This is a genomic window from Mesorhizobium sp. J428 (assembly GCF_024699925.1).
Lineage (GTDB): Bacteria > Pseudomonadota > Alphaproteobacteria > Rhizobiales > Rhizobiaceae > Mesorhizobium_A.
In genome coordinates, this window is sequence record NZ_JAJOMX010000001.1 from 2,660,719 (window position 1) to 2,675,043 (window position 14,325).

13 protein-coding genes and 2 pseudogenes are annotated in these 14,325 nt (G+C 66.9%); 10 read left to right on the forward strand and 5 right to left on the reverse strand.

Annotated elements, in window-relative coordinates; genetic code table 11:
- Nucleotides 1-96: 96 nt before the first annotated feature.
- From rsmI to LRS09_RS13435, 3 genes are all read left to right on the forward strand, one after another.
- The gene (gene rsmI, locus LRS09_RS13425; protein ID WP_257807269.1) at nucleotides 97-1,017 is read left to right on the forward strand and encodes a 16S rRNA (cytidine(1402)-2'-O)-methyltransferase; all 921 of its coding nucleotides are present in this window, start codon (nucleotides 97-99) and stop codon (nucleotides 1,015-1,017) included.
- Nucleotides 1,007-1,384 (forward strand): YraN family protein, encoded by a 378-nt coding sequence (locus tag LRS09_RS13430; protein WP_257807270.1) that lies wholly within the window; start codon nucleotides 1,007-1,009, stop codon nucleotides 1,382-1,384. Before rsmI ends, LRS09_RS13430 begins: the two co-directional genes overlap by 11 nt.
- A 79-nt stretch (nucleotides 1,385-1,463) precedes the next feature.
- Nucleotides 1,464-2,285 carry a cyclase family protein gene (locus tag LRS09_RS13435; protein WP_257807271.1) on the forward strand — a complete coding sequence of 274 codons (822 nt, stop codon included), beginning with the start codon at nucleotides 1,464-1,466 and terminating at the stop codon, nucleotides 2,283-2,285.
- A 3-nt stretch (nucleotides 2,286-2,288) separates the two neighbouring features.
- On the opposite strand, the gene LRS09_RS13440 is transcribed toward LRS09_RS13435, so the two are convergent.
- The 3 genes from LRS09_RS13440 to LRS09_RS13450 all read right to left on the reverse strand — a co-directional run bounded on the left by LRS09_RS13440 (nucleotide 2,289) and on the right by LRS09_RS13450 (nucleotide 4,824).
- Nucleotides 2,289-3,050 carry an RES family NAD+ phosphorylase gene (locus LRS09_RS13440; protein ID WP_257807272.1) on the reverse strand — a complete coding sequence of 254 codons (762 nt, stop codon included), beginning with the start codon at nucleotides 3,048-3,050 and terminating at the stop codon, nucleotides 2,289-2,291.
- Complete coding sequence (locus LRS09_RS13445) at nucleotides 3,010-3,390, reverse strand: MbcA/ParS/Xre antitoxin family protein (protein ID WP_308240299.1); 381 nt, start codon at nucleotides 3,388-3,390, stop codon at nucleotides 3,010-3,012. Before LRS09_RS13445 ends, LRS09_RS13440 begins: the two co-directional genes overlap by 41 nt.
- Nucleotides 3,391-3,453: 63 nt before the next feature.
- The gene (locus tag LRS09_RS13450) at nucleotides 3,454-4,824 is read right to left on the reverse strand and encodes a cytochrome P450 (protein WP_257807274.1); all 1,371 of its coding nucleotides are present in this window, start codon (nucleotides 4,822-4,824) and stop codon (nucleotides 3,454-3,456) included.
- Between the two features lie 234 nt (nucleotides 4,825-5,058).
- Between LRS09_RS13450 and LRS09_RS13455 the strand changes: the two are divergent.
- Nucleotides 5,059-5,484 (forward strand): annotated as a pseudogene (locus LRS09_RS13455) (response regulator); the annotation flags it as partial.
- A 10-nt stretch (nucleotides 5,485-5,494) separates the two neighbouring features.
- On the opposite strand, the gene LRS09_RS13460 reads toward LRS09_RS13455, so the two are convergent.
- Nucleotides 5,495-7,528, reverse strand: coding sequence for a PAS domain-containing protein (locus LRS09_RS13460; protein WP_257807275.1), 2,034 nt, complete (start codon nucleotides 7,526-7,528; stop codon nucleotides 5,495-5,497).
- A 159-nt stretch (nucleotides 7,529-7,687) separates the two neighbouring features.
- Here LRS09_RS13460 and gyrB point away from each other — a divergent pair.
- Nucleotides 7,688-10,178, forward strand: a pseudogene (gyrB, locus tag LRS09_RS13465) (DNA topoisomerase (ATP-hydrolyzing) subunit B).
- Between the two features lie 45 nt (nucleotides 10,179-10,223).
- Here the strand turns inward: gyrB and LRS09_RS13470 are convergent.
- On the reverse strand, nucleotides 10,224-10,385 hold the full coding sequence (locus tag LRS09_RS13470; RefSeq protein WP_257807276.1) for a hypothetical protein: 162 nt from the start codon (nucleotides 10,383-10,385) through the stop codon (nucleotides 10,224-10,226).
- Between the two features lie 146 nt (nucleotides 10,386-10,531).
- On the opposite strand from LRS09_RS13470, the gene LRS09_RS13475 reads away from it, so the two are divergent.
- The 5 genes from LRS09_RS13475 (at nucleotide 10,532) to LRS09_RS13495 (ending at nucleotide 14,247) form a co-directional block, all read left to right on the forward strand.
- On the forward strand, nucleotides 10,532-10,723 hold the full coding sequence (locus LRS09_RS13475; protein WP_257807277.1) for a hypothetical protein: 192 nt from the start codon (nucleotides 10,532-10,534) through the stop codon (nucleotides 10,721-10,723).
- Nucleotides 10,710-11,024 carry a plasmid stabilization protein gene (locus LRS09_RS13480; RefSeq protein ID WP_257807278.1) on the forward strand — a complete coding sequence of 105 codons (315 nt, stop codon included), beginning with the start codon at nucleotides 10,710-10,712 and terminating at the stop codon, nucleotides 11,022-11,024. Before LRS09_RS13475 ends, LRS09_RS13480 begins: the two co-directional genes overlap by 14 nt.
- A 21-nt stretch (nucleotides 11,025-11,045) precedes the next feature.
- On the forward strand, nucleotides 11,046-11,672 hold the full coding sequence (locus LRS09_RS13485) for a flavodoxin family protein (protein ID WP_257810186.1): 627 nt from the start codon (nucleotides 11,046-11,048) through the stop codon (nucleotides 11,670-11,672).
- A 102-nt stretch (nucleotides 11,673-11,774) separates the two neighbouring features.
- Complete coding sequence (locus tag LRS09_RS13490; protein ID WP_257807279.1) at nucleotides 11,775-12,155, forward strand: hypothetical protein; 381 nt, start codon at nucleotides 11,775-11,777, stop codon at nucleotides 12,153-12,155.
- A gap of 76 nt (nucleotides 12,156-12,231) precedes the next feature.
- The gene (locus LRS09_RS13495; RefSeq protein WP_257807280.1) at nucleotides 12,232-14,247 is read left to right on the forward strand and encodes a hydantoinase/oxoprolinase family protein; all 2,016 of its coding nucleotides are present in this window, start codon (nucleotides 12,232-12,234) and stop codon (nucleotides 14,245-14,247) included.
- Nucleotides 14,248-14,325: the final 78 nt, after the last annotated feature.

The following is a 14,325-nucleotide window of genomic DNA, read 5'->3' on the forward strand; positions in this document are numbered from 1 at the left end:
ATGCCTAAATCCACCTGATCGGTTTTCGTTCCCGATCGTGGCGCGGGCGTGGCGATGCTCTTCCCTTGGACCGGACGGTCATGCGACACACGGCGCATGAGCAGGCACGACACATCTCCCGAAGCCACGCCGCGCCGGACCTTCCTTATCGGCGAGAGCGAGGTCGTCGCCCGCCCGCTGGAGCCGGCGCTCTATCTGGTCGCGACGCCGATCGGCAACCTCGGCGACATCACGCTGCGGGCGCTGGAGACGCTCGCCGCGGCCGACCTGCTCGCCTGCGAGGACACGCGCGTCACCCGTAACCTGCTCTCGCGCTACGGCATCCGCCAGCGGCCGGTGTCCTACCACGAGCACAATGCGGCAGAGGCCGGTCCCGGCCTGATCGCGGCCCTTGGCGAGGGCAAGAGCGTGGCGCTGGTCTCCGACGCCGGCACGCCGCTGGTCTCCGATCCGGGCTACCGGCTGGTCGGCGAGGCGATCGGCGCGGGGCACCGCGTCGTGCCGATCCCCGGCGCCTCGGCGCCGCTCGCCGCGCTGACCGCCAGCGGCCTGCCGTCGGATGCGTTCCTGTTTGCCGGCTTCCTGCCGGTGAAGGACGGCCAGCGCCGCCAGCGACTGGAGACGCTGAAGGCGGTGCCCGCCACACTGATCTTCTTCGAATCGCCGCGTCGGCTTGACGATACGCTTGCCGCGATGGCCGAGGTGCTCGGCGAGCGTTCCGCCGTAGTCGGGCGCGAGCTGACCAAGACCTTCGAGGAATTCCGCCGCGCCGGCCTCGCCGACCTCGCGGCGCATTATGCCTCGGTCGATGCGCCGAAAGGCGAGGTGGTAATCTGTGTCGGCCCGCCGGCGGAGGAGGCCGCGCAAGCGCGGGACGTCGACCGGCTGCTCGTCTCGCTCGCCGCCGAGATGCCGGCCTCGAAGGCGGCGGCCGAGGCGGCACGGCTGACCGGGCAACCGAAGCCGGGCCTCTACCGCAGGCTTCTCGAACTCAAGGGCGAGGGCGGTGGCGCCTGACGGCCGTCGCAAGCGCCTGCGCGCCTATCGCCTCGGCTTCCGCGGCGAATTCCTCGCCTCGCTCGCCCTGATGGCCAAGGGCTACCGCATCGTCGCGCGGCGCTACCGCACCAAGCTCGGCGAGATCGACCTGATCGCCCGGCGCGGCGACCTGATCGCTATCGTCGAGGTCAAGGCGCGGCCGACGCTGGCGGAGGCGATGGACGCGATCGGCCGCGAGTCGGCCTGGCGCATCGAGGGCGCGGCCGACATGTGGCTGTCGCGCCAGCGCGATTTCCCGCGCCTGTCGGTGCGCTTCGACATGGTGGCGGTGCTGCCATGGCGCTGGCCGGTGCATGTCGAGAACGTTTTTTCCGGCAGGCGGTAACCGCGCCTCATACTTCCCTTGCGGAACACCGCGTTCCTCTGCACTCTGAATGGTCTCAATAACCTTCGGAGTTATCGATATGTGTCACGCCTGCGTCATGGAGAACGTCAAGTCGAACATGCTGTCGCGCCGCGCCCTGTTCCGCGGCATCGCCGGGGCCGGCGCTGTCGCCGCCGTCGCGTCGGCTCCCGCGCCGCTGTTTGCCCAGTCCGCCGCGCCCGCCAAGGCGCATGACCTGACCCACGAGCTCTACGATAAATTCCCGACCTATTTCGGCGCGCAGCAGTTCTGGATGGACCAGAAGTTCAGCCACGCCAAGGACACGTTCAACCTGTTCGAGTGGCGGCTGAGCGAGCACACCGGCACCCATATCGACGCGCCGCTGCATTTCACCGCCGACGGCAAGTCGGTGGCCGAACTGCCGGTGGAAGACCTCGTCGGGCCGCTCGTCGTCATCGACATCAGGGCCAAGGCCGCCGAGAACCCGGACGCTCAGGTGACGCCCGAGGATCTCAAGGCCTGGACCGACGCAAACGGGCCCATTCCGGACGGCGCGGTGGTGGCGATGAACTCGGGCTGGTCGGCGCATGTCGCCACCGACAAGTTCCGCAACCTTGGCGCGGACGGCAAGACGATGCATTTCCCAGGTTTCCACGTCGACGCGATCAAACAGTTGCTGGAAGGGTCGACCAAGGCGATCGCGGTCGACACGCTGTCGCTCGACTTCGGCCAGTCGCCCGACTTCATCGTCCACAACACCTGGCTGCCTGCCGGCCGCTACGGCATCGAGGGCATCGCCAACCTCGACGCCCTGCCCGCCAAGGGCGCGACCATCGTCGTTGGCGCGCCGAAGGTGAAGGGCGGCACCGGCGGCCCGGCTCGCGTGTTCGCGCTGGTGTGAGGGCTATCGCGTCGCCAGCACCGCCAGTCGCGGATCGGCGGCGAAGAGCGTGACCGGGAACGACAGGCGCGCCTCGGGGCGGTCGCACAGCGCGATCGCCTCCCGTGCCGAGAAACCGATGCGCCACGTGGCGTATCGGGCAGGCGCCGGTGCGGAGAAGGCGAGGCAGGACAGGAGCGCGAGGTTCGCCCTGCCGTGCGGATCGCGGATCGATCCGTAGCGGATCGCGGTCATTCCGGCCGCGCGCGCGGCGTCGGACAGATCGAGGCAGGCCGAATAGTCGGCCGGATGCGTCCAGAGCGCTGCATCGGCGGAGAAGGGCGCCGCCGTCAGGTCGATCGCGGCGTCGACGCGGAAGGCCGCCTCGAACCCGGTGAATTCGAGCGGATTGCGCGGAAAGGGCGTCGTCGGGCTCTCGGCGAAGAAGAGCAGCCGGTAGAACACGGTCTCCGCCACCGCGGTTTCGGGGTGTTCGGCCGCGTAATAGACGCCCGGCGAATAGCCCTCGCGCCGGAACCTAGAACTTCCGGGATAGCGGCCGTATCGGAACGGCGTGGACAGGAGATAGTGGAGGCCGGAACATTCGGGCGGGCCTGGCGGCTTCGTCCGTTCCAGTTCCTCTTCCAGCAGCGCCTGCTCTTCCAGCGTGTCGACCAGTTTCATCGTCGACACGCGGTGCTGTGCCTCGACGAGGCGCCAGCAATCGCCGCCGAGCGGCCTCGCCTCAGACCGGAGCGCGTCGGGCGTCCAGATAGGCGAGGACATGAGCGAGCCCGTCTATGCTTCTGATGCGCGACAGCGGCTGTCCGCCCAGCGCGAGGTTCTCGGCACGCAGCCAGTGGCGCGAGGCGGCATCGTCCCCACCCATGATGGCGTCCAGCGAGCGATAGAGCCTGATGAACAGCAGCGCCAGCTCGTAGGGCTTGCCGGAGAGGCGGAAGCTGGCGTCGCCGCGTTTCATCCGCGACAGGCTTGCCTCCGACACGCCAATGATCGCGGCGAGATCCCTGCCCGAAACATCGAGCAGATCGGCGGCTCGTGTCACGGCCTTGGCGGCAACCGTGGATGTATCCGGCGAAATATCCCGTTTAAGCGCGGTCGACACAGCTCGAACCTTTCTTCTGAAAGAAAATATAGCTCTTCTTTCCAAAGAAATCAAACCGCCTAGCTATGCGCGCGCTGTCACCTTCATCGGCAGGCCGCCTTCGGGCTGTGTGGTCAGCTTCTGCACCGGCCACGGCCTCGTCTCCGCCACCGTGTCGAAGCGGAAGCGCGAGAGGAGAACGGCGAGCGCGATGACGGCTTCCTGCATGGCAAAGCTGGCGCCGATGCAGATGCGCGGGCCGGCGCCGAAGGGGAGGTATTGATAGCGGTCGATCGCGTCGCGCCGGCCGGGGTGGAAGCGCGACGGCATGAAGGCGTCGGGCTTGTCCCAGAGCTTGCGGTGACGGTGCACCGTCCAGGGCATGACGAGCACGGTCGCGCCCTTGCGCAGGATCAGGTCGCCATAGCGGTCTTCTTCCACCGGCTCGCGGTTGATCGACGGCGCGGGCGGATAGAGCCGCATCGCTTCCTCGAAAGCCGCCCGTGTCAGCGGCATGGCGTCGAGCCATTTCACCGGATCCGGCTCGCGGGCGAGGACGGACGCGATCTCTTCCTCGATCTTCTCCCGCTCCCATGGCGATTCCGCCAGGCAGTAGACCGTCCAGCCGAGCGCGCGGGCGGTGGTCTCGTGGCCGGCGCCGATGAAGGTGATGATGTTGTCTTCCACCTCGCCGCGCGTCAGCCCGTCCGGCCCTTCCGCCCTCAGCAGCAGGGTCAGGAAGTCCTGCGGCGCGCTACCGGGATCCTTTGCCAGGTGCTCCTCGCGCAGGGCGATCGTGTCGGCCACGATGCCGCGAAAATACGCCATCGTCTTGCGTCCGCGGAGGCGCGTGATGCGCGGCAGCCAGTCCGGCGCCCTGAGCAGGTCGAGCGGGTCGACGCGGCCCATCGTTTCGAACAGGCGGTCGATCTGGGCTTCGAACGTGCCGGGAGGCGCTGCGATCTCGCCGGAAAACAGCGTCTCGGCCAAGATGTCGTAGGTCAGCGTCGTCATGTCGCGCGCCAGGTCGACCGTCGTGCCCGACACGTAGCGGTCGGCGAAGTCTTGGGCGCGCTTCAGCATCGGCTGCGCGAAGCCGAAGATGTGGCGCGGCGTGAACACCGGCGCCATCGCCTTGCGCGAGCGCTTCCAGGTGTCGCCCTCGGCGGTCAGCAGGCCATCGCGCAGGATCGGCCGCAGCACCTTCTGCCGTACGGTCGACATGCGATAGTTCTTGACGTTGTCGACGAGGATATGCCGGATCAGCCCGGGGTCGTTGGCGACGACCAGTGGCCCGCCGAAGCCCGAGACCGAGATCCAAGGCTGGTTATAGGACGGCTCGCCCCACAGTTCGAGCGGGTTGCGGTAGACGATCCGCATCATTTCCAGCGTCGACGGCGGCGAGGTCCGCGGTTTCGGCGCGGGCGGCACGAAGGGGGCGGGCGTTGCGTCCATCGCTTTCGATCCGTTTCGTCCTCTAGATAGGTGATGTGCGACATGCCGCCAACTTCACTCGACGCCTGGTCGTGTGGCACATAGTCGTCACGCGACAGAAACCCTGGAAAAGTCGACTTAATTGCGTTCCAGCGTGCGGTTCGGCGTGATAAAAGGGTGTGAGTGCAACTTTATCTGTCATCGGAAGTTTGAGTATCCCGGAGAAGGGCAAAAGAGGTTCGCAAGCGGAAGTCTGGAATGTCGTGCAGGATACTTGTGGTTGAAGACGAGATCTTCGTCGCTATCGAGATAGAACACGTGGTTTCTCAGATGGGCCATCGGCCGATCGGCATTGCGGCCGACAGCCGCAAGGCCGAGGAACTTGCGGGTGAAGCCGAAGTTGCGTTGGTCGACCTCAATCTGCGCGACGGGCCGACCGGTCCGGCGATCGGACGCATGCTTGCCGAGAGGCATGGGGTGACGGTGCTGTTCGTCACCGCGAATCCGGCGCAGCTCGGCGACGGAATCCCGGGGACGCTCGGTGTGATTCCAAAGCCCGTCAATGACGATGAGATGCGCCAGGCAGTGAGTTTTGCGATTGCGCACCGGCAGCGCCAAGAGGCAAAGCCGCCGGCGAGCATGAAGCTCTTTGATGCGGAGCCCAGCAGGCTCGCGGGCTGACCTGCGCTCCCTACGCGGAGCGGCGGAGCGCCCGGGCCGGTATGGTGGCACGCACGCGCAGGCCGTCCTCTTCCCACACCCGCTCCAGTCGGCCCGATAGCTGACCTTCCACCGACAAGGACATCAGGCGGGTGCCAAAGCCCTCCTGTTGAGGCGGAGCCGTCGTGGTCGATCCGCTTTCCTTCCAGTCGATGTAAAGGTTGTCGGAGTCGGTCTCGAGGTTGACGATGACCCGTCCGCCTTTCTGCGCGAGTGCGCCGTATTTTGCGGCGTTGGTGGCAAGCTCGTGCAGCAACAGCGAAATCGGAGTGGCGGAGCGCTCGTCGATATGCGCGTCGTCTCCGGAGATGGACAGCCGGTCATCTCCTTCGTCGCGATATGGCTTCAGCAATGTCGTGATGAGCCCCTTCACGGTCATCTCGATCCCCGCAGGCCGGGAGGCGATCGAATGAGGGCGCACGAAATCATGCGCCACGCCGAGCGCCGAGATGCGTGCCCGCAGTGTGCTGGCCAGCGGCGCCAGCTCTGGATAGGTGCGTGCCGAAAGCGAGACGATTCCACTCAACACCGAGAAGATGTTCTTGATCCGGTGGCTGAGTTCCTGCGCGACGATCTCGCGCTCTTCAGCCGCCAGCTTGGTCTCATGGATGTCCGTGCAGGTGCCGAACCATCGGACGATCCGCCCGTCATTGTCGCGGATGGGCATCGCCCTGCCAAGCGTCCACCGGTATTCGCCGCTGTGGTGCCTCAGGCGATACTCGATCTGATACGGCTCGCCGGTCGCAAGCGAATGCCGCCATGCCGCCCAGGCGCGTTCCTGGTCGTCGGGGTGGAACATCCCGTTCCAGCCTTCGCCGTCCGTCGAGCCGTCCGGCATGCCGGTATATTCGTACCAGCGGGCATTGTAGTAGTCGTGGTATCCGTCCGGCAGCGTAGACCACACCATCTGCGGCATCGAGTCGGCGATCGCACGGAACTTCGCCTCGCTCTGGGCCAGTTGCTCGGCCACCATCTTCTGAGCGGTGATGTCGACCGCGACACCTGCAAGCCGCGTGGGTGTGCCGTCTGAATCGACGATCACCCGACCTGTCGCGAGCACCCAGCGTTCCTCCTGGGATCCACCGTTCAGCCGATACTCGGCCCGGAAAGGGGCTCGTTCGGCGATGGAATAGTTGATCGCCTCCGTCAGCAGCTGACGGTCGCCGACATGAACGCTGTCAAGGTAGACTTCGATCGGGGCGCCGCTTTGCGCAACCGTCGCATCGATCCCGAACATCGCGCCGAAACGCTCGTCGGCAGTGACGCGGTCGGCGATCAGGTCCCAGTCGAACACGCCGACGATGCCCGATGCATCCAACGCCAGCGACAGACGCTCCTCGCTCCGCGCCAGCGCCCGCTCCGCCAGCACGCGTTTCGTCATCTCGCTGACGATCACCAGTTCTGCGATCGGCACGCCGCGTTCGTCGAGCACTGGGCTGTAGTTCAGATCAAGCCATAGATCTTCGAAGACGCCGGTTCGATCCAGGGTCATTTTCTGATCGGTAAAGGAGACGGTCTCGCCGGAAAGGACCCGTTTCAGGATCTCAAGATTGAATTCAGCGATCTCGGGCCAGGCGAGCGCAACGTCCTTGCCCAATATTTCCGGATGCCGCCGGCCGGCAAACACGGCATAGCCGTCATTGTAGACCAGAACGCCGGTCTCACCCATCAGCATGACCATGGGAACCGGCGAGGACAGCATGATCCTGACCGCGGCGCGGAGACACTCGGGCCAGTCCCGTATCGGGCCTACAGCCGTTCCTTCCCAGTCGAAGCTGTTGATCAGACCGAGCATCTCGCCGGAGCCGGCGCCCTTGGGGGAAACGCCGCCGGCGGCCGGAAATATCGTATTGGGCATCGTAGAGAGATCTCGGGAAAGAACGGGCGGGTTTTGAATATCTATAGATGCAGTTTTGTCTTTGTCACGATGCCGGAACGGAAGTTGCCGGGTGTCCAAACGCGGAGAGCGGCTCCCGGTTCCGCCCCGCCGGCCTGCCAAGGCCATCCCCGACGGGATTTAGCGGGGATAGCTCGGCTTTCAGCCGCCCTATCGGGGCCTGCAAACTTGGAAAGACCCCATCAAGCGCCTATATCTAGGCAGGGTTTGACGCCTGATTCGGCGTGATCCGAGCGCCTGTCCGGCGCGCTGGAGAAAAAGCACTGCATGAGCGATAACACCGAGAATCCGGCTGCTGCCGCGCCCGGAAACGAACCGGCCGAGTACGGCGCCGATTCCATCAAGGTTCTCAAGGGGCTGGACGCCGTCCGCAAGCGTCCCGGCATGTATATCGGCGACACCGACGACGGCTCGGGCCTGCACCACATGGTCTATGAGGTCGTCGACAACGCGATCGACGAGGCGCTGGCCGGCCATGCCGACCTGGTGACCGTGACGCTCAACCCGGACGGTTCCTGCACCGTCACCGACAACGGCCGCGGCATCCCCACCGACATCCACTCTTCGGAAGGCGTGTCGGCGGCGGAAGTCATCATGACGCAGCTCCACGCCGGCGGAAAGTTCGACCAGAATTCCTACAAGGTCTCGGGCGGCCTGCACGGCGTCGGCGTGTCCGTCGTCAACGCGCTCTCGATCTGGCTGAAGCTCAAGATCCGCCGCGACGGCAAGGTCCACGAGATGAGCTTCACCCACGGCAACGCCGACGGACCGCTGGCCGTGACGGGCAGCTATGAGGCGCGCAAGGTGTCCGGCACGAACGAGGGCCGCAGCGGCACCGAGGTGACGTTCATGCCGTCGAGCGAGACCTTCACCATGGTCGAGTTCGACTACAACACGCTGGAACACCGGCTGCGCGAGCTCGCCTTCCTCAATTCAGGCGTGCGCATCGTGCTGACCGATGCGCGCCATGCCGACGTGAAGGTTCAGGAACTGCACTACGAGGGCGGGCTCGAGGAGTTCGTGAAATATCTCGACCGGGCCAAGAAGCCGCTGATCGGCGCACCGATCGCCATCCGCGCCGAGCGCGACGGCATCACGGTCGAGGTCGCGATGTGGTGGAACGACTCGTACCACGAGAACGTGCTCGCCTTCACCAACAACATCCCGCAGCGCGACGGCGGCACCCATCTCGCCGGCTTCCGCGGCGCGCTGACGCGCCAGGTGACCGGCTATGCCGACACGTCCGGCATCTCCAAGAAGGAGAAGGTCTCGCTCACCGGCGACGACTGCCGCGAGGGCCTGACGGCCGTGCTGTCGGTCAAGGTGCCCGATCCCAAGTTCTCCTCGCAGACCAAGGACAAATTGGTCTCCTCCGAGGTGCGCCCGGTGGTCGAGGGCCTCGTCAACGAGGCGCTTGGCACCTGGTTCGAGGAGCATCCCGCGGAGGCCAAGGTTCTGGTCGCCAAGGTCGTCGAGGCCGCCGCCGCCCGCGAGGCGGCGCGCAAGGCGCGCGAACTCACCCGCCGCAAGGGCGTGCTGGACATCACCTCGCTGCCCGGCAAGCTCGCCGACTGCCAGGAACGCGATCCGGCCAAGTCCGAAATCTTCATCGTCGAGGGTGACCTCGGCAGGTGGTTCGGCCAAGGGCGGGCGCTCGCGCCAGAACCAGGCGATCCTGCCGCTGCGCGGCAAGATCCTGAATGTCGAGCGCGCCCGTTTCGACCGCATGCTGTCGTCGGACATGATCGGCACGCTGATCACCGCGCTCGGCACCGGCATCGGCAAGGACGAGTTCAACGCCGACAAGCTGCGCTACCACAAGATCATCATCATGACGGACGCCGACGTCGACGGCGCCCACATCCGCACGCTGCTCTTGACCTTCTTCTTCCGCCAGATGCCGGAACTGATCGAGCGCGGCCATCTCTACATCGCCCAGCCGCCGCTCTACAAAGTCTCGCGCGGCAAGAGCTCGCAATACCTCAAGGACGAGACAGCCTATGAGGAGTTCCTGATCGAGTCCGGACTGGACGAGGCGACCCTGACGGTCGGAGGTGGCGAGGTGCGGGCCGGGCAGGACCTGCGCGCCGCAATCGGCGATGCGCTTGCCGTGCGCGGCCTGATCAACGGCCTGCATACCCGCTACAACCGCGCCGTGGTCGAACAGGCCGCGATCGCAGGCGGGCTGAACGCCGAGATCGCGGGCGACCCGGCCCGCGCGCTCGAGATGGCGGCCAAGATCGCCGCGCGCCTCGACCTGATCGCCGAGGACACCGAGCGCGGCTGGGAAGGCCGCACCAGCACGTCCAACGAGGGCGCCGGCGGCTTCATCTTCGAGCGCATGGTGCGCGGCGTTCGCGAATATGCGCATCTCGACATGGGGCTGCTCAACTCGGCCGACGCCCGTGCGCTCGACCGCTACGCGCAGCGCCTCGGCGAGGTCTACGGCACCCCGCCGGTGTTGCGCCGCAAGGACGTCAATGAGACCATCACCGGGCCGGTGGCGCTGCTCGATGCCGTGTTCGCGGCGGGCCGCAAGGGCCTCACCATGCAGCGCTACAAGGGCCTGGGCGAGATGAACGCCGAGCAGCTCTGGGAAACGACGCTCGACCCGAACGTCCGCTCGCTGCTGCAGGTGAAGGTGACGGAAGCCAACGACGCCGACTCGCTCTTCGCCCGGCTGATGGGCGACGATGTCGAGCCGCGCCGCGAGTTCATCCAGGACAACGCGCTGAGTGTCGCCAACCTGGACGTCTAGCGGCCGTTCTCGGCCTCTTACATCGCACCGTTCGACGCCCTGGCGTCATTCCGGTTCGTGGCGATAGGCCCGGTGGATCTGCCGGGTCTGCGCGGCCTTCTCGTTCGGGCTCAGCCGTCTGCGGGTGAGCAGGGCGTAAGCGATGACGCATCCGAGCACGATCGGGCCGAGCACGGTGGCCCACCACCAGTTCATGATCCACTCCATTGCCGGCCTCCTTCCGTTCGGCCGCTGTCCGCGGCGATCAATAGCGCAACCGGTGCGGCGGGCGTTTGTTCCGCAAATCGACCCCGCAGGCGGAACTTCCTTGCCGACATGGGATTAGCCTTCATCACAAGCTGAAGGAGGCCATCATGACCGACCGAAACAGCGGACCTGCCGGCACGAGCGACCAGAAGCCCCGTTGGGAAGGCCCGCCAGAGAACCGACCGCGTGGCTATCTGCCGGCGCGTGACGATCCGGAGAACGAGCCGGACGCGGCGGGCGAGACCCTGCCGAAATTCCCACCCGAAGACGAGACCGGAGGCGAAGATGCCGAGAGGTGACAAGTCCAAATATACCGACAAGCAGGAGCGCAAGGCGGATCACATCGCCGAGGGCTACGAGAAGAGAGGCGTGTCCGAGAAGGAAGCGGAGCGACGTGCCTGGGCCACGGTCAACAAGGATGACGGCGGCGGCAAGAAATCCGGGTCCGGCCGCGGCAAGCACACCGGCAACCCGGCCGCGCACAAGGGCGGCGAGAAGGGCGGCAAGGCCGCTGCCTCGCGCTCGGCCGCGGACCGGTCGGCGAGCGCGAAGAAGGCCGCCGCAACCCGCAAGCGCAATGCCGAGCAGCGGGCTCACTAGGCAATGGCGAGCGATGATCATGTGCCGCTCACTGCGTTCGCGCTCAACTGCTCGCTGAAGGCTTCGGGCGCGTCCGCGAAGAGTTCCACGGACAGGATGATCGCAGACCTGTTCGCTACGCTCGCGGCCTACGGGGTGACCGGCTCCGTCGAGCGCGCCGCTGATTACGACATCAGGCCTGGCGTCTCGTCCGATGAGGGCAAGGGCGACGAATGGCCGAAGCTGCGCGAGCGCGTGCTCGAGGCGGATATCTTTGTCCTCGGTGCGCCGATCTGGCTCGGCCAGCCCTCAAGCATCGCCAAGCGGGTGGTCGAGCGCATGGATGCCTTCCTGTCCGAGACCGACGAGGCGGGCCGCATGCCGCCCGCCGGCAAGGTCGCGATCGTCGCCGTGGTCGGCAACGAGGACGGGGCGCATCACTGCCACGCGGCGATGTTCCAGGCGCTGAACGACGTTGGTTTCACGATCCCGGCCAATGCGGGCGTCTACTGGGTCGGCGAGGCCATGGGCGATGCCGACTATGTCGACCTCGACACCACCCCGGAGCCTGTGAAGCAAACTCTGGAGACGGCCGCCGCGAACGCAGCCCACCTCGCGCGGGTCCTGCGCCAGAACCCCTATTGCGGCACGAAAGCCGGCGGAAAATAATCCGCCGGCGCCTGCTGCGGGCGGCTTCCCGGCGGGCGTGCGGCGTGCAAATGTAGGCGTCGCGCGGCGAGGGGTGCCGCGTTTCTTTCGGGGACTTTTTCCATGAACAGCCTTTTCATGCGCAGCCTGGCGGCTGCCGCATTCGCCACGACGGCCGTGCTCGCGGCGTCGTCCTTCTCGCTGGCGAGCGACGTGACTTTCGTCATGAAGAATTCGCATCCCAACGCGCTGGAGGTCGAACTCTACAGCCAGGATCGCGATCATGTCTGGCCCGGTAACAACCAGGTCTATTATCTCGACGACGGCGAGACGAAGACGATGCCGCTTTCCTGCGAGGAGGGCGAAACGATCTGCTACGGCGCCTGGATCTCGGGCGACAAGGGGACCTACTGGGGCGTGGGGCCGGACAATTCCGAGGATTGCGAGAACTGCTGCTACACCTGCACCGGCGGCGAGACCGAGGAAATCGATCTGGTCCCGTAGGCCGAGCTTTCGTGGCTTCGCGAGATGAAGTAAGGGGCGCGGAGACATCCGCGCCCTTTTCAGTTTGCGAGCCTCGATGACGACCGACCGAAACGCTTTGCCGATCTTCCTCGGCATCGACACCGGCGGCACCTATACCGACGCCGTGCTCTGGGCGGAGGAACGCGGCGTCGTCGCCAAGGCGAAGTCGCTGACCACCCGGCACGACCTCGCCGAGGGCATATCCGGCGCGGTGGATGCGGTGCTCGACAAGGCGGCGGTCGCGCCGCCCTCGATCAAGCTCGTCTCCATGTCGACCACGCTGGCGACCAACGCGCTGGTGGAGGGGCAGGGCGGTCGCGTCGCACTGGTGATGGTCGGCTTCTCGGCGGCGGACCTCGAGCGCGACGGGCTCAAGGCAGCACTTGGCTCCGATCCGGTCGTCTTCTGCCCCGGCGGCCACGACGTCCACGGTAACGCCCAGCCGCTCGACCTGTCCGCGCTGGAGGAGGCGCTTCCGGCGCTCGGCGGCTCGGTTTCGGGCTTCGCGGTCTGCGCCTATTTCGCCACGCGCAATCCCGCGCACGAGAACGCCGCGCGGGACATGATCCGCAAGGCTACCGGCCTGCCGGTCACGGCCAGCCACGAACTCAGCTCGAAGCTCGGCGGCCCGCGCCGAGCGCTCACCACGCTGCTCAACGCCCGGCTGATCTCGATGATCGACCGGCTGGTGGCGGCGACCGAAGGCTTTCTTGCGCAGCGCGGCATCGACGCGCCGCTGATGGTGGTGCGCGGTGACGGCGCGCTGGTGTCCGCGGCGTTCGCCCGCGCCAGGCCGATCGAGACCATTCTGTCCGGCCCCGCGGCGAGCCTCGTCGGCGCGCGCCACATGACCGGGCTCGACGATGCCATGGTGTCCGACATCGGCGGCACCACCACGGACGTCGCTGTGCTCGACCGCGGGCGGCCGCGCCTCGACCCGGAAGGCGCCACGGTCGGCGGCTTCCGCACAATGGTGGAAGCGGTGGCGATGCGCACCTTCGGCCTCGGCGGCGATTCGGAGGTCTCGCTGGAGGATGGCGGGCTTGCGCCGCGCATCCAGCTCGGCCCGCGGCGGCTGGTGCCGCTGGCGCTGGCCGGCGTGAGGCACGAGGCGGTTGTGAGGGAGCATCTCGAACGTCAGCTGCGCGCGCCCAATCCCGGCCGCATGGACGGCCGCTTCGCCCTTCGCACCGGCGTGCCGGACCGGCTGGCGGCCGGCCTGACCGCGCCCGAGCAGAAGCTCTACGACACGCTGACCGACGTGCCGCAGCCGCTCGACCGGGTTCTGGCGTCCACTGCGCAGGCGGCGACGCTCAACCGGCTCGTCGCGCGCGGACTTGTCCATGTCTCTGGCTTCACGCCGTCGGACGCGGCCCACACGCTGGGACTGCAGCGCAACTGGAATACGGCGACGGGCCGGATGGCGGCGGAGCTGTTCGCGCGCCGCCGCGACGGCCGCGGCCAGCCGATCGCGGCGACGCCCGAGGAGATCTCGCGCCGCGTGCTCGACGCGCTGAGCCGCCGCTCGGCCGAGGTGATCCTGGAGACGGCGTTTGCCGAGGACGGGCTCGACGGTGCTGCGACCGTGGCGCATGCGCTGGTGCAGCGCGCCGTCGACGGCGACCATGGCATTGCGCGGCTTGCCGTCTCGCTCGACCGGCCGGTGATCGGCCTCGGCGCCTCCGCCCCGCTGCACTATGCGGGCCTGCCGCCACTGGTCGGCAACGACTGCGTTGTGCCGGAGGACACCGACGTTGCCAATGCGCTCGGCGCCGTGGTCGGCCAGGTGCGCGTCTCGGTCGAGGCGCGCATCAGCCAGCCGAAGGAAGGGCTGTTCCGGGTCGCCGCCGGCGACACGATCAGGGATTTCCCGAACGAGGCGGCCGCGATGGAACTGGCGGAAACCGAGATACGCGCTGTGGCGGCGGAGCGCGCCCGGGAGGCGGGCGCGGCAGACGCCAATGTCGAGCTCCTGCGCGACATCCGCACCGCCACCGTCGAGGGCCAGCGCACCTTCATCGAGGCGATCCTGACCGCGACGGCCGCGGGCAGGCCCCGGATCGCTGAGTGATTTGCTTTCCTGAAGAGTGTTTGGCGGTTTGGACAGCTTGACGCCCTTCGCGCCCGCGTGTTGAAGCGGGCGCGACGA

Coding starts and splice junctions, on each gene's coding strand:
- rsmI (WP_257807269.1), top strand. CDS start 97: ATGAGCAGGCACGACACATCTCCCGAAGCCACGCCGCGCCGGACCTTC.
- LRS09_RS13435 (WP_257807271.1), top strand. CDS start 1,464: ATGTGTCACGCCTGCGTCATGGAGAACGTCAAGTCGAACATGCTGTCG.
- LRS09_RS13495 (WP_257807280.1), top strand. CDS start 12,232: ATGACGACCGACCGAAACGCTTTGCCGATCTTCCTCGGCATCGACACC.
- LRS09_RS13475 (WP_257807277.1), top strand. CDS start 10,532: ATGACCGACCGAAACAGCGGACCTGCCGGCACGAGCGACCAGAAGCCC.
- LRS09_RS13450 (WP_257807274.1), bottom strand. CDS start 4,824: ATGGACGCAACGCCCGCCCCCTTCGTGCCGCCCGCGCCGAAACCGCGG.
- LRS09_RS13480 (WP_257807278.1), top strand. CDS start 10,710: ATGCCGAGAGGTGACAAGTCCAAATATACCGACAAGCAGGAGCGCAAG.
- LRS09_RS13460 (WP_257807275.1), bottom strand. CDS start 7,528: ATGGCCTTGGCAGGCCGGCGGGGCGGAACCGGGAGCCGCTCTCCGCGT.
- LRS09_RS13490 (WP_257807279.1), top strand. CDS start 11,775: ATGAACAGCCTTTTCATGCGCAGCCTGGCGGCTGCCGCATTCGCCACG.
- LRS09_RS13440 (WP_257807272.1), bottom strand. CDS start 3,050: ATGTCCTCGCCTATCTGGACGCCCGACGCGCTCCGGTCTGAGGCGAGG.
- LRS09_RS13470 (WP_257807276.1), bottom strand. CDS start 10,385: ATGGAGTGGATCATGAACTGGTGGTGGGCCACCGTGCTCGGCCCGATC.